This window comes from Lysobacter sp. KACC 24251, assembly GCF_057747755.1.
This window is the reverse complement of the sequence record NZ_CM173222.1, coordinates 108,228-126,615: the sequence shown is the minus strand read 5'-3', so window position 1 is coordinate 126,615 and position 18,388 is coordinate 108,228. Positions and strand designations below refer to the sequence as shown.

13 protein-coding genes are annotated in these 18,388 nt (G+C 66.9%); 3 read left to right on the top strand and 10 right to left on the bottom strand.

The genetic code is table 11. From position 1 onward, the window contains the following. Nucleotides 1-100 precede the first annotated feature (100 nt). Both AC3ARF_RS00585 and AC3ARF_RS00580 read right to left on the bottom strand, forming a co-directional pair. Nucleotides 101-2,332 (bottom strand): M4 family metallopeptidase, encoded by a 2,232-nt coding sequence (locus AC3ARF_RS00585; protein WP_498929330.1) that lies wholly within the window; start codon nt 2,330-2,332, stop codon nt 101-103. Nucleotides 2,333-2,798: 466 nt separating this feature from the next. Continuing rightward, nucleotides 2,799-4,202, bottom strand: coding sequence for a GGDEF domain-containing protein (locus AC3ARF_RS00580; RefSeq protein ID WP_498929328.1), 1,404 nt, complete (start codon nt 4,200-4,202; stop codon nt 2,799-2,801). An 83-nt stretch (nt 4,203-4,285) separates the two neighbouring features. Between AC3ARF_RS00580 and AC3ARF_RS00575 the strand changes: the two genes are divergently transcribed. Further along, nucleotides 4,286-7,744, top strand: a complete 3,459-nt coding sequence (locus tag AC3ARF_RS00575; RefSeq protein WP_498929326.1) for a hybrid sensor histidine kinase/response regulator — start codon at nt 4,286-4,288, stop codon at nt 7,742-7,744. A gap of 24 nt (nt 7,745-7,768) precedes the next feature. Here AC3ARF_RS00575 and AC3ARF_RS00570 read toward each other — a convergent pair whose 3' ends face one another. The 7 genes from AC3ARF_RS00570 to acs form a co-directional block, all read right to left on the bottom strand. Next, nucleotides 7,769-9,541 carry a GGDEF domain-containing protein gene (locus AC3ARF_RS00570; protein WP_498929324.1) on the bottom strand — a complete coding sequence of 591 codons (1,773 nt, stop codon included), beginning with the start codon at nt 9,539-9,541 and terminating at the stop codon, nt 7,769-7,771. Between the two features lie 69 nt (nt 9,542-9,610). Next, nucleotides 9,611-9,889: a hypothetical protein gene (locus AC3ARF_RS00565; protein WP_498929323.1), complete on the bottom strand. Its 279-nt coding sequence runs from the start codon at nt 9,887-9,889 to the stop codon at nt 9,611-9,613. A gap of 135 nt (nt 9,890-10,024) precedes the next feature. Continuing rightward, nucleotides 10,025-10,282: a hypothetical protein gene (locus AC3ARF_RS00560; RefSeq protein ID WP_498929321.1), complete on the bottom strand. Its 258-nt coding sequence runs from the start codon at nt 10,280-10,282 to the stop codon at nt 10,025-10,027. Between the two features lie 22 nt (nt 10,283-10,304). Beyond that, nucleotides 10,305-11,168, bottom strand: a complete 864-nt coding sequence (locus AC3ARF_RS00555; protein ID WP_498929319.1) for an SAM-dependent methyltransferase — start codon at nt 11,166-11,168, stop codon at nt 10,305-10,307. A 71-nt stretch (nt 11,169-11,239) separates the two neighbouring features. Next, nucleotides 11,240-11,794, bottom strand: coding sequence for a GNAT family N-acetyltransferase (locus AC3ARF_RS00550; protein WP_498929317.1), 555 nt, complete (start codon nt 11,792-11,794; stop codon nt 11,240-11,242). A 30-nt stretch (nt 11,795-11,824) separates the two neighbouring features. Then, on the bottom strand, nt 11,825-12,493 hold the full coding sequence (locus AC3ARF_RS00545) for a response regulator (RefSeq protein ID WP_498929316.1): 669 nt from the start codon (nt 12,491-12,493) through the stop codon (nt 11,825-11,827). Between the two features lie 9 nt (nt 12,494-12,502). Next, the gene (acs, locus tag AC3ARF_RS00540; RefSeq protein ID WP_498929314.1) at nt 12,503-14,455 is read right to left on the bottom strand and encodes an acetate--CoA ligase; all 1,953 of its coding nucleotides are present in this window, start codon (nt 14,453-14,455) and stop codon (nt 12,503-12,505) included. A gap of 237 nt (nt 14,456-14,692) precedes the next feature. Between acs and AC3ARF_RS00535 the strand changes: the two genes are divergently transcribed. Both AC3ARF_RS00535 and AC3ARF_RS00530 read left to right on the top strand, forming a co-directional pair. Continuing rightward, nucleotides 14,693-16,090 carry a DcaP family trimeric outer membrane transporter gene (locus tag AC3ARF_RS00535; RefSeq protein WP_498929312.1) on the top strand — a complete coding sequence of 466 codons (1,398 nt, stop codon included), beginning with the start codon at nt 14,693-14,695 and terminating at the stop codon, nt 16,088-16,090. A gap of 12 nt (nt 16,091-16,102) precedes the next feature. After that, on the top strand, nt 16,103-17,767 hold the full coding sequence (locus AC3ARF_RS00530; RefSeq protein ID WP_498929310.1) for an MFS transporter: 1,665 nt from the start codon (nt 16,103-16,105) through the stop codon (nt 17,765-17,767). 93 nt (nt 17,768-17,860) lie between these two features. Here the strand turns inward: AC3ARF_RS00530 and AC3ARF_RS00525 are convergent, their stop codons facing one another. Next, on the bottom strand, nt 17,861-18,226 hold the full coding sequence (locus AC3ARF_RS00525; protein WP_498929308.1) for an EF-hand domain-containing protein: 366 nt from the start codon (nt 18,224-18,226) through the stop codon (nt 17,861-17,863). Nucleotides 18,227-18,388: the final 162 nt, after the last annotated feature.

Sequence of the window (18,388 nt, the reverse complement as noted above, 5' to 3'; positions counted from 1 at the left end):
TGGCGGCCGCGCGTGGCGACCACCCTGTGGTGTGTCGGAGAAAGGGACCGCGGGCCGATGACGATCGGCCCGCGGTCGGTTGCACGACGCAGGATGCGTCTTAGAACGTGACGCTCCAGCTGTTGATGTAGCCCGTGTCGCCCGCGCCGGCGTCATTGACGCGCAGCTTCCAGGTGCCGTTGAGGGCTTCACTGCTGACGTTGAGCGTCACGGTCTTGATGACGTTGTCGGTGCTGCTGCCGGTATGGTTGTGGATGTTGTAGAGCGTGCCATCCGGAGCCACCAGATCCACCTTCAGGTCGCCCTGATAGGTGTGGCGGATATCCACCGTCACCGAGGCATCGGCCGGTGCGTTGCCGCTGCGGCCCGACACCGTGATCGGGCTGTCCACGGTCGCGTTGTCGCTGATCGTGTAATCCGCGCTGTTGGTGTAGGTCTGGCGATCGCCGCCACCGCCACCGGCCGGGGTGTAGTCGCCGAGCAGGCTGACCCCGGAGAAGGCCGAGTAGGCTTTCAGGCGCACGTAGTAGGTACCCGCCGACGGGGCCGCAAACGTGCAGGACTCGGCATTGCCGGACTTGTACGGACGGCAGTCGTAGACGCTGTCGGTCGGCGTGGAACCGAACTTCACGTACATGTCGGCATCGCCGGTACCGCCGGACATGGTGACGGTCAGGTTGGTCGCGCCGGAGGGAACGGCCAGGGTGTAGACCAGCTCGCTGCCCGTGGCGGCCGACAGGTTGGTCGCGGCCACGCCCTTGGTCAGCACACCGCCGCCGCCACCACCGCCGCCCCCGCTGCAGCTCACGCCCACCGCCTGGAACGCCGCGGTCACGTTGGCCTTGCTCAGCCCCATGTCCTGCGCGGCGGTTTCAACGCCGCACGCGCCCTGGTTGAAGTTGGTGCTGCTGGTCCAGTAGTCGCGGTTGGCGCGCGCGAACACCTGGAACGCGGTCTTGGTGTTCCAGCCCGCGGTGTTGGCCAGCAGGTAGAACGCCTTGTTGTACACGCCCGAGGAGTTGTGCACGTCCATGCCGCTGACGTAGTTGGACGCGTGGCCAATGGAGCGCCCGTCGCGGGTCGGGTCATCCATGTAGCGCAGCGCGCCGGTGCCCTTGAAGATCTGCGCGCCGACCAGGAAATCGTTGCTGCCCTTCATGAAGTACTCGGCCGCCTCGCCGGCGATGTCCGAGTAGGCCTCGTTGATGCCGCCCGATTGCCCGGAGTACACCAGGCCGGACTGCTGCTCGGTGTAGCCGTGCGAGACCTCGTGCGCGGACACGTCCAGGCTGACCAGCGGGTAGAACGTGGTGGCGCCGTCGCCGAACGTCATCGCCGATCCGTTCCAGGTCGCGTTCTCGTAGTTGGTGCTGTAGTGCACGCGCATGGTCAGCTGGAACGTGAGCGGCGCGGAGTTCATGTACGCCTGGTACATGTTGAACACCACGCCACCGAAGTAGTGCGCATCGTTGAGTGGCGAGTACGCGCCGTTGATGCTCTTCACGGTGTTGCGCGGGCACGTGTACGAGAAGGCCGTGCTGCCGGTGGTGCCGTGGTTGAGATTGACCGTCTTGACGTTGGCGTTGTTCATCGTGCAGGTGCTGCCACTCTGCGCCACGTCGTTGTAGCCGTAGTTGGTGCCGTATTCGTACTGGCCGGTCTTCTGGTTGCCGCCGGGGCCGGTGCCGACCATCGCGTGCTGCAGGTTTTCCCACTGCTTGAGCACTTTGCCGCTGTACGCGTCGACGATCACGATCGGGCGCGTGGGCGATCCGCCGGTGATCGAGTCGGCGTAGTAGGACACGACGTAGGCCATGTGCGCGCGGCCGTTGTCGTCGATGTAGATCATCTGCTGCGACGACTCGTTCTCGGTGCGCAGCATGCCCATGCGGCTACCCATGCCGGCGCGCTTGCCGATCGTCAGCGCATCGGCGCTGCCCAGGCGCGGCGCGGTGGCCGGCAGCTCGCTCTCCAGGCCGGTGACCATGCGCCCGAAGAGGGTGCGCACGTTGCCGTTGCCGTCCTCGCTGACCACGATCTGCTCACCGAATACCGGCACGCCGCGGAAGGTCTGCTGGTAGCGCGTGTTGCGCACGCCGAAGTCGGTGTTGCGGGCTTTCAGCACCAGGCGTGAGTCGGCGTCCAAGCCGATCAGCTCGGCGTGGCGCTGGTGCGCCATCGCGGCCGGACCGGTCCTGGCAGTGACCGCCTTGTACTGCTGGTTGAGCCGGGCGATGTCCGACCGGTGCAGGTCGACGCGGTCGGCGGCGGCGGCCGAGCCGGCCATCAGCACCAGCGTCGTGGCGACGGCCAGTGCTTGCTTGCGATGCATGTGGTTCACAGTGTGGTTCCCCGAACTGATTGAGTTGTTGCCGCCATCAGGCAGCGTCCTTGTCGCGGTGTTGCATCCGTCCTTGGCATCGATGGCGACCGCAATGGCTCTTCCGTGCACGCACGGTCGAAGCGACGTTCGGGTCGGATGCTGTCGAGCGCCCCCTCGCCGACAGCGGGCGGACCTTAGGAGCCGGCGTTTGGACGCGTCAACGCCTCCCGGATCAATTTTTTATCTCCGCAGGGGCCCTGGAGGCGGAATAAGGGCCACAAGTCCCGCGTGGCGGTCGTTTACACCCAGAGGGGACGGTTGGCCCAAGCCCGACCGAAATGTGCAGGTCGTCACCTTCCGCAATCGCGTCTTTTGCGCCGCAACACACATTGGCGCCGGCTGAACAGGGCCTTCGGGGCGCCCGCCAGGCAGTCTGTCCACCCGCCTCGGCCGAACTGACTGCTGCCCCGCTCGATCACGCCGCCGGCGCTTGCTCGGCCGATGTCACCCGGTCGCGTCCCGTGGCCTTGGCCGCGTACAGGGCGGCGTCGGCGCGCCCCACAACGGCGGCAGCGGACTCGTGGCGGCCCGCAGCCGCCAAACCGATGCTGACCGTCACCGACCGCCCGGGCCAGGCCTCGTCGTGGAATGACCGCACGATGCGCTCGGCGACACGGGCGGCCTCGTCCGCATCGGTGTCCGGCAACAGCACCGCGAATTCCTCGCCGCCGTAACGTGCCGGGTGGTCACCGGGCCGCAGCGCCGCGCGCAACAGCCCGGCCGTGCGTCGCAGCACTTCATCGCCGGCGAGGTGGCCATGGGCGTCGTTGTAGTCCTTGAACCGGTCCAGATCGAGCATCAGCAAGGAAAAGCTGCGGTCGTGTTCGCGCCGGCCATGCACCAGGCTGGCGATGGCCTCGTCGAACGCGCGGCGGTTGGGCAGGCCGGTCAGCGCGTCGGTATGGCTCTCGCCGTGCAACGCGATCACCTGCGCGCGCTCGCTTTCCAGCCGGTCCAGCAGCAGCGCCACCCACCAGATCAGCCAGGCCATCGCCCCGCCACTGACCAGCGCCAGCATCGACACCACGGTGGTGGTGGACCACGACAACCAGTCACCCGCCACGCGCGCGAACAGGCCGAGCAGGCTCGGTAGCAGCACCGCCGGGAGCAGCAGCCGCCGGGCCACCACGCCGCCTAGGCCTCGGGCGTGCACCACCCGCATCAGGCCCTGTGGCGCTTGGCTGGCCAGCCAGGCCAGCGCCGCGACCAGGAACAGCAGCGCGGTGTGGATCGCCACGGGGGTGAAGTCAGGCTGGGCTTCGCGCACGCCGGCCTGGTAGCCATATGAGGCCAGCGCGAACATCGCGATGGCCAACACCAGAAAGGCCAGGACCTGCTGCAGTCGCCACCATGGGCTGCGATCGGGCAGCAGGCCCAGCAAGCCCAGCAGCGTGAACCCGGTGGCGGTGACAGCCGACATCCGCCCGGGGATCCGGTCCATGGCCACAGCCTCGGGATCGGGGTACCAGCCATCGCTGGCCAGCGGGAAATCGAGCGCATAGGCGGCCAGGCTCACCACGCCCGCGCCGGCCACCATGGTCGACAGCAGCCAGCCCAGCGCGGACACGGGCATGCGACTGCCGCGGTTGAGCAGCGCAAGGCCGGCCAGCAGGAAGGTCACGGCCGACAGGGGCTTCATCGAGTTGGCGCCCGGCAGCACCGAGCGCAGCACCGCCACGTCGAACTGCCAGCCCAGCAACACGACCACCGCCACCACCACCAGGGCCATGCCGGCGCGACCGACAAAGGCTTGCCCCATGGACGGGGCGATGGGCTCCATTCTCGGCATGGCCAGCATCGGTCCGCGCGGTAGGCTCATTGACACCCGATCATAGCGCCCGCGCGCGTCGGCGTTGCCGCCGCCGTACACTCGGGACGACGCGGGCGCGGAGGTATACACGGGTGATCCCTGGCTGGTTGCTGCTGCTGGTATCGGTGGCCTATGTGGGCGTGCTGTTCACCGTGGCCTATTACGGCGACCAGCGCGAGACCACGCCGCGGGCCAAGTGGTTGCGGCCCGTGGTCTATTCGCTGGCGCTGGCGGTGTACTGCTCATCGTGGACGTTCTATGGAGCGGTGGGTACGGCGGCGCGGACAGGGCTCGGCTTCCTGCCGATCTACCTGGGGCCGCTGCTCCTGCTGATCTTCAGCTGGCGCATCCTGGAGCGGCTGGTGCTGATCTCCGGCGAAAACCGCATCGTGTCCATCGCCGACTTCCTGTCCTCGCGCTATGGCCGCGCGCCGGGGTTGGCGGCGCTGGTCGCCTCGGTGGCGCTGATCGCGGCCATTCCGTACGTCGCGCTGCAGTTCAAGGCGGTGGCGATGAGCGTGCAGGTGCTGGCCGGCACGCCTGCCGACCCGGGCGTGTTCGGCGACCCCGCCTTCTACGTGGCGCTGCTGCTGGCGGTGTTCTCGATCCTGTTCGGCACCCGGCAGATCGACGCCACCGAACACCACCACGGCATGGTGCTGGCCGTGGCGCTGGAATCGCTGGTGAAGCTGCTGGCATTCCTGGCGATCGGCGTATTCGCGCTGACCCACCTGCCCGGCACCGGCGGCCTGTTCGAACGCATGTCCGATGCGGCGCGCGTGGTGGTGACGCCCAACCTGCCCACCGGCTTCGCCGCCCAGACGTTGCTCGCCTTCGCCGCGATCCTGTGCCTGCCGCGCCAGTTCCACGTCGCGGTGGTCGAGTGCCAGGACCCCAACGACGTGCGCGCCGCGCGCTGGATGTTCGGCGGCTACCTGGTGCTGTTCTCCCTGCTGGTGGTGCCGATCACCCTGGCGGGGCAGGCGGTGCTGGCGGGCACCGGGGTGTCGCCGGATACCTACGTGCTGGCACTGCCCTTGGCGCTCAACCAGGACACGCTGGCGCTGGTGGTGTACGTGGGCGGTTTCTCCGCCGCGACCGGCATGGTCATCGTCTCCAGCGTGGCACTGGCGACGATGGTCAGCAACGATCTGGTGATGCCGGTGCTGCTGCGCACCAAGGCGCTGCGCCAAGGCCCGGGCATCGACCGCCAGGTGCTGTGGGTACGACGCCTCACCATCCTCGCGCTGGCCATGCTGGCGTACGCCTACCACCGCGGCTCCGGCGGCCAGAACACGCTGGCCCAGCATGGGCTGCTGGCGTTTGCCGCGGTGGCGCAGTTCGCGCCGGCACTGATCGGTGGCCTGTACTGGCGCGGGGCCAGCCGCCCGGGTGCGCTGGCCGGCGTGCTGGCCGGCACGCTGGTATGGGCCTACACCCTGCTGCTGCCCGCCCTGGCGCAGGGAGGCTGGATCGATGGCGGCTGGATCAGTGACGGTCCGCTCGGCATCCAGTCGCTGCGCCCGGAACAGCTGTTCGGCCTGGAGGGCTGGGACCGGCTGACCCACGGCACGTTCTGGTCGCTGCTGTTCAACGTGGCGGCGTTTGTTTACGTCTCGGTACGCAAGCGCCCCCGCCTCCAAGACCAACTGGCGGCCGCGCCCTTCCTGGATCCCTACGTGCAGCGCCCGCCGCTGGGCCCGGGCGGCTGGGCCGGCAGCGTGCGCAGCGGCGAACTGCTCGCGCTGGCCGAGCGCATCGTCGGCGAGCGCCACGCGCGGCGTTCGTTCGAAGACTACGCCGCACAGCAGTACGACACCTGGAACCCCGAGCGTCCCGCCGACCGGGCACTGGCGCAGTTCACCGAGCGCCTGCTGGCCTCGGCGATCGGCGCCGCCTCCGCACGCCTCACGCTGACCACTGCATTACGCGGTTCCGGGATGGAACTGGGCGAAGTGGTGGCGGTGCTGGACGAGGCCAACGAGGAACTGCGCTTCAACCGGCAGGTGCTGTCCACCACGCTGGACAACATCAGCCAGGGCGTCAGCGTGGTCGACCGCGACATGCGGCTGGTGGCGTGGAACAAGCGCTACCAGCAACTGCTCGACTACCCCGACGGCATGCTCTATGTCGGCCGTCCGGTCGCCGACCTGATCCGCTGGAATGCCGAACGCGGCGAACTGGGCCCCGGCCCGATCGAGGAAAAGGTGCGCCGGCGCATGGACCACATGCGCGCAGGCACTCCGCATATTTTCGAGCGCGTGCGCGCCAGCGGACAGGTGATCGAGATGCGCGGACGACCGCTGCCGGGCGGTGGCTACGTCACCAGCTACAGCGACATAACCGACTACAAGCGCGCCGAACAGCAACTGCGCGAGGTCAACGAAACGCTGGAGCAGCGCGTGGACCTGCGCACGCGCGAGGCCGAAGCGGCGCAGCAGTCCAAGACCCGGTTCCTGGCCGCCGTCAGCCACGACGTGCTGCAACCATTGAATGCGGCGCGGCTGTTCACCAGCGCCCTGCGCGAAAGTCCCGACGGCACCGAGCAGCAACACCTGGCCGAACGCATCGACGCTTCGCTGCGCGCCGCCGAGGACCTGCTCGATGGCTTGCTCGACATCTCGCGCCTGGACGCTGGCGTGCTCAAGCCGGAGATCTCCGACTTCGACGCTGGCGAGTTGCTGCGCGAACTGGCCGCGCAGTACGCGCCCAGCGCTGCGGGCCGCGGCCTGCAACTGCGCGTGCGCGCGCCGATGAGCCCACTGCCGGTGCGCAGCGATCGCCGCTTGCTGCGTCGCGCGCTGCAGAACTTTCTCGCCAATGCGCTGCGCTACACCCGCGAAGGCGGCGTGCTGATGACCGCGCGCCAACGCGCCGCCGGCCGCATCGAGCTGCAGGTGTGGGACACCGGTCCCGGCATCTCCGCCCACCACCTCGAGCAGATCTTCGACGAGTTCCAGCGCTTCGACCAACCCGGAGTTGGCGGTGAGCGCGGGCTGGGACTGGGCCTGTCGATCTGCCAGCGCATCGCGCGCACGCTCGATCATCCACTGTCGGTGCGCTCGCGCGTGGGCATGGGCAGCGTGTTCACCATCACCGTGCCGCCGGCGCCGGCATTGCAGCCGCCCAAGCCGCTGCCGCCTGAGAGCAACGTCATCGCCGACTCGCTGGCCGGCCTGCGCGTGCTGTGCGTGGACAACGACCGCGAGATCCTCGACGGCATGCGCACACTGCTGGAGCGGTGGCGGGTGACCGTGCTGACCGCGGCCAGCGCCGATGATGCGATGGCCCTGCTGAAGGACCTGCCGCACGTGCTGCTGGTGGACTACCACCTGCACGATCGGCTGGATGGCCTCGGCGTGATCGACGCCCTGCGCGAGCGTCTGGGCGCGCCACTGCCGGCGGCGCTGGTGACGGGCGATGGCAGCGACGCGGTCAAGCTGGCCGCGCGCGAGCGTGGCTGCCCGGTCCTGACCAAGCCGTTGAAGCCGGCGTCGCTGCGCGCGTTCCTCGCCGCGCAGCGGCAGATGATCGGCACGGGTGCCGGCTGACGCGCCGGCACCGGGCCGCGGCGCTTAGCTGCGCACCAACTCCAGGACCGTTGCCGGCCCCACCCCGCCTTCCCCGTAGGCGCGGACGCGATCGCGGCCCCCGGCCTTGGCCTGGTACATCGCCGCGTCGGCATGGGCAAACATCGACTCGAAGGCGTAGCCCGAGCGCGCCGACGTGGTACAGCCGAAGCTGGCGGTGACCGGGCGGCCAATCACCGAAGTGTCGATGGCCGCCAGGTGCTCGCTGCAGCGCTGGGCGATACGCCGCGCCGCCTCGATGTCGCTGCCGCAGGACAGGATGGCGAACTCCTCGCCGCCCAGCCTGCCGCATACGTCGCCTTCGCGGCACGCGCCCTGGATTGCCACCGCCACCTGCTGCAGCACCCAGTCGCCCACGGCGTGGCCGTGGCGGTCGTTGATGTGCTTGAAGTGGTCCAGGTCCAGCAGCACCAGCGAGGCCTCGCGGCCTGTGCCGGCACAGCGCTGCAGCAGCGCCTCGGCGTTCTGGCGGAAGTGGCGGCGGTTGCTGAGGCCGGTGAGTCCGTCGACCTCGGCCGCGCGCCGGAAAGCAACTTGCACGCGCTTGACCTTGTACGCCCACATGCCGATCGCGGCGAGCACCATGGCCAGCAACAACAGCAGCAACTGGGTGTTGCGGGCCGAGGCTTTTGAAATCTCCTGCTGAAGCTTCAGCACTTCGTTTTGCTTCTGCAACAGTTCGATGGCCTGGTTCTTCTGCTGCAACTCATGCCGACTGAGCTGGAACGCGAACTCACGCGCCTTGATCTCATCCAGTCGAGCCTTGTCGGCCTCCGCATAGCGCCGGTAGTGACCTAGCGCTGCTGGCTGGTCATTGCGCCGCAGTGCGATTTCATAAAGCACCTTGTGCGCGGTAACCAAAGGCAATGAGTACGCGCCATTACCCGCTTCGCTCAACGCGGCTCTCGCATCGCGTTCCGCGCCTGCGGTGTCCCCAAGCATCAAGCGGTACTCTGCAAGTAGTCCACGCGCCTCACCAATCAGACGCGGGTACCTGGTTGACTCCACCTCAGGCAGGTGCGTTTCCAATAACTGAATGCTGCGCTTGGCCTCGCCTTGAGCCGACCAGCGACGCGCAAGGTAGGTCCGCAGCAGGTTAGACGTGATGACATCCTGAAGTGCAACACATTCCGAGATCGCGGAAGCAACACCACTCTCATCCAAGAGTGGAGTACCCATACCCAGGAGTGCTTCCGCCTTGGTCTGATTCGCAATGCAACGACTTGCGGGTGATGCGGGTTGCTCCAGAACGCGCTCGGCGTAGTGCTTCCCCAGCGCAAACTGTCCGTACTGGTTATAGAGAACTGCGGCGACCAAGTAGGCCTGATGGCGGAGCTCTAGATCTTCAATCTGGTCGGAAAGACCAAGGGCGATTTCCAAGTAGCGCAGACCAAGCGAAAAGTCGCGGACAATCGCAGCGCTGTTAGCGATCAACAACGCCGATCGAAACTTTAGCGGAAGCTCCTTCGCCTCCTTGTGGAGCACCAAGGCCTGCTGGACTGCGGCGTCATACTTGCCCGTCAAGACCAACTGATAGGTCTGAAGCAGCCGCAAGTGGCGACGCTGCGTGGCCGAGGCGACATCCTTGACGCGTTCCAACTCAGCTAACGTCTCCGCAAAGGCTTTCGGGTCTTTACGACGCACCGTTTCCGCTTGGCGCAGCAGCGCGTCAGCATCAACAGCCGCCGCAGCTGCCGGAAGAGCCATTGCGAGAGAAAGAACAAGCGCCCCCACCCGAACAGCAGTCTTGTGCTCCATTGTCAGCCTCCTTGGTCTAGAACCTTTGACGTCCGCCTGCCGTCCTAGCGGTATTTGCCCCTGACGGGCTCAGGCAACCTTCAAATTCGTCTCGGGCAACTCTGAATCCCCATCACTATCCGTGTCGTCTTCGCGCTGCGGCTCGTCATTCTCCGGCAGTACGACGTTGCACACCATCCGCGCGCGGCCGCCAAGCAGACGATTCAAAGCGCCGGCATCTCCACAGAGCAGCGCTCGTGCAGCCGCAGGCGGCAAGCCGGCTTCAGCCAGGGCCAATTCCAGCTCCCGTGCAGACCTAAGCGCGGGCTTTTCCCCTAATGCTTCCAGAAACTTAACGGTACTGAACATCTTCGCTCCCCTGTTTTGGATTTGAATTTCTAGAACCACGTTGGAGGACGGCCGCCTGTAGCCACTCACCCCTCGCAAAAATCCGATCTAGTGAGACCATGGGCGGCTGACACTGCAATGGGGCAAGTCTGCCAGTCACGCACAAGTACGAATTCCGACAGTGAAGCTGTCCACTTCGTGCTGAAGTTCTTCGTCAGGCTGAGCATCTTCCGGCATGGCCACGGCGCAGAACATGCGGATACGCCCCCCCAACTCGCAATTCAATGCACGGACGTCACGCGCAAGCAACGCCTTCTTGACCGCCGGCTTCAGCGCAGCGTTCGACACGGCGTCCACGTAATCCGACTGCGCCAAAACAGCCGGGTTATTTGAGAGTGACTCCAGAAACTGCATGGCATTCGACATTGTTGGGGCCTCAGACTTCGGCGGTGGTAGGGAAATGTTGGATGGAGCAAACGCTGGCCATGGCGCCGGTTGCCAACGAATGCTCCAGCGCCTCAAGCCTGGCGAGGATTACGTCATCCCGCGCCATGGGCTGGGCGGGTGGAAGGACCACGGTGGAATGCGGGTGTACTTCCGAATCGGTCAGATCACGCAGCGCGATCGTCTCCATGCGTGGCGTCATGATCGGCAACGTAGCTGCCTCGTAGATCGTGATGCCATGTTCGGCGGGGTAGTCCTGCAGCAGGCGCTCCACCAGCAGGTGGCGATGCGCGGCGCCGGTGGTGAAGCGACGGTAACTGCGATCGCCGACGAGGCCCGCCTGCCATAAAACGAGGTAGGCGCTGGGGTCGATGCGGCGGCGGTAGAAGAGCAGCTGGCTGGCCTCGTAGTGCTGGCAGCCGAACCGTCCCGGATCGATGCCAAGGTCAGCGTAGAGGCAATCCTCAGCCGATATTCCTGGCTCCATGCAGGCCTCAAAGCCCTCTTCCCTCGCGCGCGCAATGGCGTCATGCGGAACCTTGGCGAACACCCCGGGGTGGCCATAGAACGCGCCACAGACGCGACGCCCGGCACGCACTTCGCTGAGGATGGCGTCCACCATTTCCCGGTAGCTGTCCGGGCGCGGCTTACCCTCGCCGTAATAAGGCTGCAGACTGCGCGCGTCCGCGTTCATCTGCTGCAGCCAGAGCTCGACCAGCGGATCCGACGCAAGGACGAACACGACATCAGCCGCCTCGATATGGGCACGCGCCCGGGGCCCAATGTGGGCTCCGAGCAACATTCCCACACCGACACAGGCGAGACTGCCCGGCGGATTGTCGACTGACACTGACATGCTGCGGCCACACTCCCCTGCGCCACTGGTCATTTACCTTAACCGCACCGCCCCAATTTGTGCAAAGCCGGTCACAAAATGTGGCCTCTCACACCCCACCCCTGGCGCGATAGCTCCCATCGGCACTGGCCGGGGCCCGAGGCCCGCTCCGGCGTGCGAGTGAATCCAAATCGCTCGAGCAGGCGATCGATGACCAGCGCATGGTCGTCGTCGGGTCGCTCGGCATAAACCAGCGCCAGGTCCATCGGGCCGAAGGCGTGCGCCAGCACCACGGTGAACGCCTCGCTTGAGATGCCGCGGTTCCACCCGCTTTCCCGGAGCATGACCCCCAATTCGGCCGCATCGCCTTGGCGGCGCAAGGCGGCTAGGCCGATGTCGGACGGTCCGGCTGAATCGCCCTGGCCCGCCCGCCAATCAATCCGCCAGTACCTGTGACCAGGAGTCGCCTGCTGGTTGTGGCGGCATGCTGCCTGGAAGGCCCGAGCCGCCGCCTCCGCCGATGTGGAGAAGGCGATCCGGCGCATCACCGCCGGATCGGTATAGAGGTGTACGAACAACGTCTCGTCGCCCGGCGCATCAGTTTCGAACAGGCGCAGGACCAGCCGATTGGTCTTGAGTGGTTGCATGAGCGATCCCTCGCAGGCGTGCCGCGCGCCTCAGTCCCCTTCTTCGGGCGGCGGCACGATCGCACTCGGATCCAGCGCGAGGCGCCCGGCAATCAGCACCGCCTGGGTGCGGTTGTTGGCGCCGAGCTTGCGCAGGATCGCGGTGACGTGGGCCTTGACCGTGGCTTCGGACACGCCCAGTTCGTAACCGATCTGCTTGTTCAGCAGGCCGCTGCCCAGCATCTGGAGCACGCGGAACTGCTGCGGGGTCAGGTCACGCAGGCGTTTGGCGGCGTCATGCTCGTCGGCGGCAGCAGCGGGTGCGCTCAACGCGGAGGCCGGGGCCCAGCGGTCGCCGTCCAGCACGGTGGCGATCGCCTGGCCCAGCGTGGCCGCGTCGGCCGACTTGGGAATGAAACCGATCGCGCCGTGGTCCAGCGCACGGCGCATCACCGCCGGTTCCTCGCGCGCGGACACCACCACGATGGGCAGCTGCGGGTACAGGGCCCGCAGGTGCACCAGTGCGCTGAAGCCCTGTGCACCCGGCATGTTGAGGTCCAGCAGCAGCAGGTCGGCGTCCGGGTGGGCTTCGACCAGCGCGTACAGCGCGTCCACGCTGTCGGCCTCGTGCAGGTTGGCCCCGGGCAGCACGCGCGCCACGGCACCGCGCAGCGCCTCGCGGAACAGGGGGTGGTCGTCGGCAATGAGCAGGGTAGCCATGGTCATACGTTACGGCACCCGGCGTTCCTTCACGAGCGAGTCCACCACCGAAGGGTCGGCCAGGGTGCTGGTGTCGCCCAGCTGGTCCGGCGCGTTCTCGGCGATCTTGCGCAGGATGCGGCGCATGATCTTGCCCGAGCGCGTCTTCGGGAGGCCCGGCGCCCACTGCAGGTGGTCGGGCGTGGCGATGGGGCCGATCTCCTTGCGCACGTGGGCGATCAGTTCCTTGTGCAGCGCCTCGCTGGCGGCTTCGCCGGCGTTGAGGGTGACGTAGGCGTAGATGCCCTGGCCCTTGAGGTCGTGCGGGAAGCCGACCACCGCGGCCTCGGCGACCTTGGGGTGGCTGACCAGCGCGCTCTCCACCTCGGCGGTGCCGATGCGGTGGCCGCTGACGTTGATCACGTCGTCCACGCGGCCAGTGATCCAGTAGTAGCCGTCGGCGTCGCGGCGGCAGCCATCGCCGGTGAAGTAGGTGCCGGGATAGGTGCGGAAGTAGGTGTCGATGAAGCGCTGGTGGTCGCCGTACACGGTGCGCATCTGGCCCGGCCACGAGTCGAGCAGCACCAGGTTGCCTTCGGCCTCGCCTTCCAGCACCTGGCCGCTGGCGTCGACCAGCGCCGGCACCACGCCGAAGAACGGTTTGGTGGCCGAACCGGGCTTGAGGTCGATCGCGCCCGCCAGCGGGCTGATCAGGATGCCGCCGGTTTCGGTCTGCCACCAGGTGTCGACGATGGGGCAGCGGCCTTCGCCCACCACCTCGTAGTACCAGCGCCAGGCTTCGGGGTTGATCGGCTCGCCGACGCTGCCCAGCAGGCGCAGGGACTTGCGCGAGGTCTTCTGCACCGGCTCCTCGCCCTCGCGCATCAGCGCGCGGATGGCGGTGGGCGCGGTGTAGAAGATGGTGACCTGGTGCTTGTCGATCACCTGCCAGAAGCGCGAGTAGTCGGGGTAGTTGGGCACGCCCTCGAACACCAGCGAGGTGGCGCCGTTGGCCAGCGGCCCGTACACGATGTAGCTGTGGCCGGTGACCCAGCCGACGTCGGCGGTGCACCAGTAGACGTCGTCCTCCTGCAGGTCGAACACCGCTTCGTGGGTGTACGCCGCGTACACCAGGTAGCCGCCGGTGGTGTGCAGCACGCCCTTGGGCTTGCCGGTGCTGCCGGAGGTGTAGAGGATGAAGAGCGGGTCCTCGGCGTTCATGCGCTCGGGCACGCACTCGGCCGGTTGGCTGTCGACCACCGCGTCGTACCAGCGGTCGCGCGGCATCTGCATGTCCACCGCGCCGCCGGTGTGGCGCACCACCAGCACCGTCTCCACGCTGTTGGTGCCGGGCATCTTCAGCGCGGCGTCGACGTTGGCCTTGAGTGGCACCTTCTTGCCACCGCGCAGGCCTTCGTCTGCGGTAATGACCAGCTTGCTGCCGCAGTCGGCCACGCGATCGGCGATCGAGTTGGCGGCGAAACCGCCAAAGACCACCGAGTGGATGGCGCCGATGCGCGCGCACGCGAGCATCGCCACCACCGCTTCGGGGATCATTGGCAGGTAGATGGTGACGCGGTCGCCCTTGACCACGCCCAGGCCGCGCAGCGCGTTAGCCAGCCTGCACACGCGCGCGTGCAGGTCGCGGTAGGTGATGCGTTGCGCGGGCTGGTCCGGCGAGTCGGGCTCGAAGATCAGCGCGGTCTTGTCGCCGCGCGTGGCGAGGTGGCGGTCCAGGCAGTTGACGCTGGCATTGAGCTCGCCATCGGCATACCAGTGGATGCGGAAATGATTGAGGTCGTAGCTGACGTCCTTGATCTTGGTGGGCGCCCGCATCCAGTCCAGACGCTGGCCCACGCGGCCCCAGAACGCTTCGGGCTGAGCCACCGATTCGGCGTAGTCCTGCTCGTAGCGCTCGCGCGTGATGCGCGACTTCGCGGCGAACTCGGGCTTGACCGGATAGACGTTGGCGGACTGGTTCATGGCGCACTCCGTTGAAGGTGGCACTGGGGCTTTCGAACGGCACCGCAATCACGGCGCCCGAGCCCCAAGTGTGCCGCAAGCGCCACCCGCAACAGGGAATCCGCGCGTTTAGACCATGGTCTTAAAGACGCGCATTCAACCGGGTTTCCTAGACCAATGGCGAATGGTTGTGCAGCGCGATAGCCACGCAGGCTGGCCGCGACCGTGCAGATCGCACGGCTGTCCTTGGGAGGGAATATGTCCAATCGCAGTAGTTCGCACGGCCTGCCGGCGACGCCCCGCAAGCGCGCGCTCGCCGCCGCACTGGTGGTCGCGCTGGGTTTGCCGGGCCTGGCCTTCGCGCAGTCCGCGAAGGAACAAGCACTCGAAGCCCGCGTGGCCGAGCTGGAGAAGATGGTGCAGCAGCTGGTGTCGCAGCAGCAGCAACAGCAGACCCAGATCACCGAAGTCAAAACCGCGCAGGCCACGCCGGCACCCGCCGCCGCCAAGCCCACAATCCAGAGCACGCCGATCCTGACGGCGGGTAACCCGGGCAGTACGTTCTCCTATGGCGGTTTCATCAAGCTCGATGCCATGGTCACCGACACCAGCGATGGTCGGATCGCCGACGGCAGCTCGGGACGGCTGTTCTACGTGCCCGGCACGATTCCGGTAGCCGCTACGGGCGCCGAGCCCGAGAGCGATCCGTACGCCGATTTCCACGCCCAGTTCTCGCGCTTCTGGCTGAGCGCCGACCACACCACCGAAGGCGGGGACAAGCTCAAGGCCATGGTGGAGATGGACTTCTTCGGCGGCGGCAGCAACGCGCTGGTCGGCAACGAGGTCTCCACCAATACCTACGCCGTCTCGCTGCGCCATGCCTACGTCAGCTGGAACAACTGGCTGGCCGGCCAGACCTGGTCCAACTTCCAGGACGTCGCCGCGCTGCCCGACGCGGTGGACTTCGTCGGCGTCACCGACGGCACCACCTTCGTGCGCCAGGCACAGGTGCGCTACACCAAGGGCCCATTCTCGGTGGCGCTGGAGAACCCGGAGACCACGGTCCGCAGCCTTGCCTCGCCGGCGACGCAGCTCACCTCCGACGAGAATGCCGTCCCCGACCTCACTGCGCGCTACGTGATGAAGGGCGGCTGGGGCCATTTCTCGGTCGCCGGCATGTTGCGCCAGTTCAAGTACCTGGATGAGACCGACTCCGGCGCGGCGGTCAGCGTCTCCGGCAAGTTCAACCTGGGTGCCAGCGACGACATCCGCTACATGGCCAATGCCGGCAGCGGCATCGGCCGCTACATGGCCTTCGGCCTGGGCAGCGACGTGGTGCTCGACGGCAATGGCGAACTGCAGGCGCTGGATGGATATGGTGGCTTCATCGCCTGGCGCCACGCGTTCAGCCCCAAGCTGCGCGGCAACCTGATGTACTCCGCGTCCATGTTCGACAACGACAAGAGCCTGCCGGGCTGGGGCCTGGCCAGCTACGCGCTGACCGAGCGCTCGCAGTCAATCCACGCCAACCTGATCTATTCGCCGTTGCCCAAGCTGGATGTGGGCGCGGAGATCGGCTACGGAAAGCGGGAACTCGAGGATGAGCGCGAGGGCGACCTCAAGCGGATCCAAACCACCGTCAAGTACAGCTTCTAAGCGAGGCCATCCATGTCCAGCATTTCCGCAGCAAGCCCGCCCGCTTCGGGCACACTGACCAAGGACCATCGGAAGGTCATCTTCGCCTCCAGCCTCGGCACTGTGTTCGAGTGGTACGACTTCTACCTGTACGGATCGCTCGCGGCGATCATCGCCAAGCAGTTCTTCAGCGGCGTCAACGAGACCACCGGCTTCATCTTCGCGCTGCTGGCCTTCGCCGCCGGTTTCGCGGTGCGTCCGTTCGGCGCGCTGGTGTTCGGCCGGCTGGGCGACATGATCGGGCGCAAGTACACGTTCCTGGTCACCATCGTGATCATGGGCATTTCCACGTTCCTGGTGGGCGTGCTGCCCAACTACGCCAGCATCGGCATGACGGCGCCGGTGATCCTCATCGTGCTCCGGCTGTTGCAAGGCCTGGCCCTGGGCGGCGAGTACGGAGGCGCGGCCACCTACGTCGCCGAACATGCGCCCGATGGCAAGCGCGGTCTGTACACCAGCTTCATCCAGACCACCGCGACCATCGGCCTGCTGCTCTCGCTGATCATCATTCTCGGTGTGCGTGAGTCGGTCGGCGTGGAAGCGTTCGAGGCCTGGGGCTGGCGCATCCCGTTCCTGGTGTCGATCGTGCTGCTCGGCGTGTCGGTGTGGATCCGCATGCAGTTGTCCGAGTCGCCGCTGTTCCAGCAGATGAAGGACGAGGGCAAGCTGTCGAAGGCGCCGCTGACCGAGAGCTTCTTCTCCAAGAACGGCCGCATCGTCCTGCTGGCCCTGCTCGGCGCGACGGCCGGCCAGGCCGTGGTGTGGTACGCGGGCCAGTTCTACGCCATGTACTTCCTCAGCCAGTCGCTGAAGGTCGACAGCACCACCACCTGGTTGCTGATCGGTGGCGCACTGATCATCGGCACGCCGTTCTTCGTGTTCTTCGGTTGGCTGTCGGACAAGATCGGCCGCAAGAAAATCGTCATGGCGGGCTGCCTGATTGCCGCGCTGACCTACTTCCCGCTGTTCAAGGCCCTGACCCACTACGCCAACCCGGCCATCGAGGAAGCCAGCATCAGTGCCCCGGCCAAGGTCATCGCCGACCCCGCCACCTGCTCGTTCCAGTTCGACCCGATCGGCAAGAAGGTGTTCAACAGCTCCTGCGACATCGCGACCTCGGCGCTGGCCAAGGCGGGCGTGCCGTACACGGTGGAACCGGCACCCGCCGGGAGCATCGCGCGGGTGCAGGTGGGTACGGTTGAAACGCCCAGCTACGAAGGTGCTGGCCTGGACAAGCCCGCGGCGAAGGCGGCGGCCGACAAGTTCCTCGGCGAGCTCAAGCCGGTGCTGACCCAGGCGGGCTACCCGGAGAAGGCCGACCCGGCGCGGATCAACAAGCCGATGGTGCTGCTGATCCTGACGATCCTGGTGATCTACGTGACCATGGTCTATGGCCCGATCGCGGCGTGGCTGGTCGAGCTGTTCCCGACCCGCATCCGCTACACCTCGATGTCGCTGCCGTACCACATCGGCAACGGCTGGTTCGGCGGCTTCCTGCCAACCATCGCCTTCGCCCTGGTGGCGGCCACCGGCAACATCTACTACGGCCTGTGGTACCCGATCGTGATCGCGGTGATGACCTTCGTGATCGGCTCGCTGTTCCTGCGCGAGACCAAGGACGTGGATATCCGCGACTGATTACCCCCGTCGTATGCAGCAAGGACGACGCCGGCCTCGTGCCGGCGTTGTTCTTTCCGGCAACGGCAACCGACGGCGGCAGGCGCGGGGAATCTACTGCGGCGGTGCCGCCAGCTCGCGCGCATCCAGCACGCCGTCGCGGTTGGTGTCCTGGCGCTGGAAGGCGTCGGCAAGGCGCTGACGGTGTTCGACCAGGCTGATCTCGCGGCCACGTCCACCCGGAAGTTCGTCCGGCGTCAGGCGATCGTCGCCGTTGCGGTCCATCTGCGCGAAGGCGTAGCCCATCCATGCCTGGTATTCGTCCAGCGACACCCGGCCGCTGCCGTCCGTGTCCATCCGCGCGAGATATTCCTGGGTAGCGTTGACCTGGGCCAGGGCAAGGCCGAACCAAGACGTCGACAGCACGCAGGCCAACACGGCGGCACCACGCGCGGCAGTCCGACCGCGACGCGGGGTCACGCAGGCAGGCAGTGCGGAAGTGACAGCCGGCATCAGGCGCTCGGGAGGTCGAATCGGGCCCCGATCATGCCATCGCGTGCCCTGCAGCCGCATGAATGGCGGCAACGGACGCCCGTGTCGTCGCCGTGCATGCCGGCCAGGCACTGGGCGCAGCGGTTAAGC

Bases quoted from the DNA above. Each gene is read 5' to 3' on its own strand.
- AC3ARF_RS00530 (WP_498929310.1), top strand. From the start codon at position 16,103: ATGTCCAGCATTTCCGCAGCAAGCCCGCCCGCTTCGGGCACACTGACC.
- AC3ARF_RS00535 (WP_498929312.1), top strand. From the start codon at position 14,693: ATGTCCAATCGCAGTAGTTCGCACGGCCTGCCGGCGACGCCCCGCAAG.
- AC3ARF_RS00565 (WP_498929323.1), bottom strand. From the start codon at position 9,889: ATGTTCAGTACCGTTAAGTTTCTGGAAGCATTAGGGGAAAAGCCCGCG.
- AC3ARF_RS00545 (WP_498929316.1), bottom strand. From the start codon at position 12,493: ATGGCTACCCTGCTCATTGCCGACGACCACCCCCTGTTCCGCGAGGCG.
- AC3ARF_RS00585 (WP_498929330.1), bottom strand. From the start codon at position 2,332: ATGCATCGCAAGCAAGCACTGGCCGTCGCCACGACGCTGGTGCTGATG.
- acs (WP_498929314.1), bottom strand. From the start codon at position 14,455: ATGAACCAGTCCGCCAACGTCTATCCGGTCAAGCCCGAGTTCGCCGCG.
- AC3ARF_RS00570 (WP_498929324.1), bottom strand. From the start codon at position 9,541: ATGGAGCACAAGACTGCTGTTCGGGTGGGGGCGCTTGTTCTTTCTCTC.
- AC3ARF_RS00560 (WP_498929321.1), bottom strand. From the start codon at position 10,282: ATGCAGTTTCTGGAGTCACTCTCAAATAACCCGGCTGTTTTGGCGCAG.
- AC3ARF_RS00580 (WP_498929328.1), bottom strand. From the start codon at position 4,202: ATGAGCCTACCGCGCGGACCGATGCTGGCCATGCCGAGAATGGAGCCC.
- AC3ARF_RS00550 (WP_498929317.1), bottom strand. From the start codon at position 11,794: ATGCAACCACTCAAGACCAATCGGCTGGTCCTGCGCCTGTTCGAAACT.
- AC3ARF_RS00555 (WP_498929319.1), bottom strand. From the start codon at position 11,168: ATGTCAGTGTCAGTCGACAATCCGCCGGGCAGTCTCGCCTGTGTCGGT.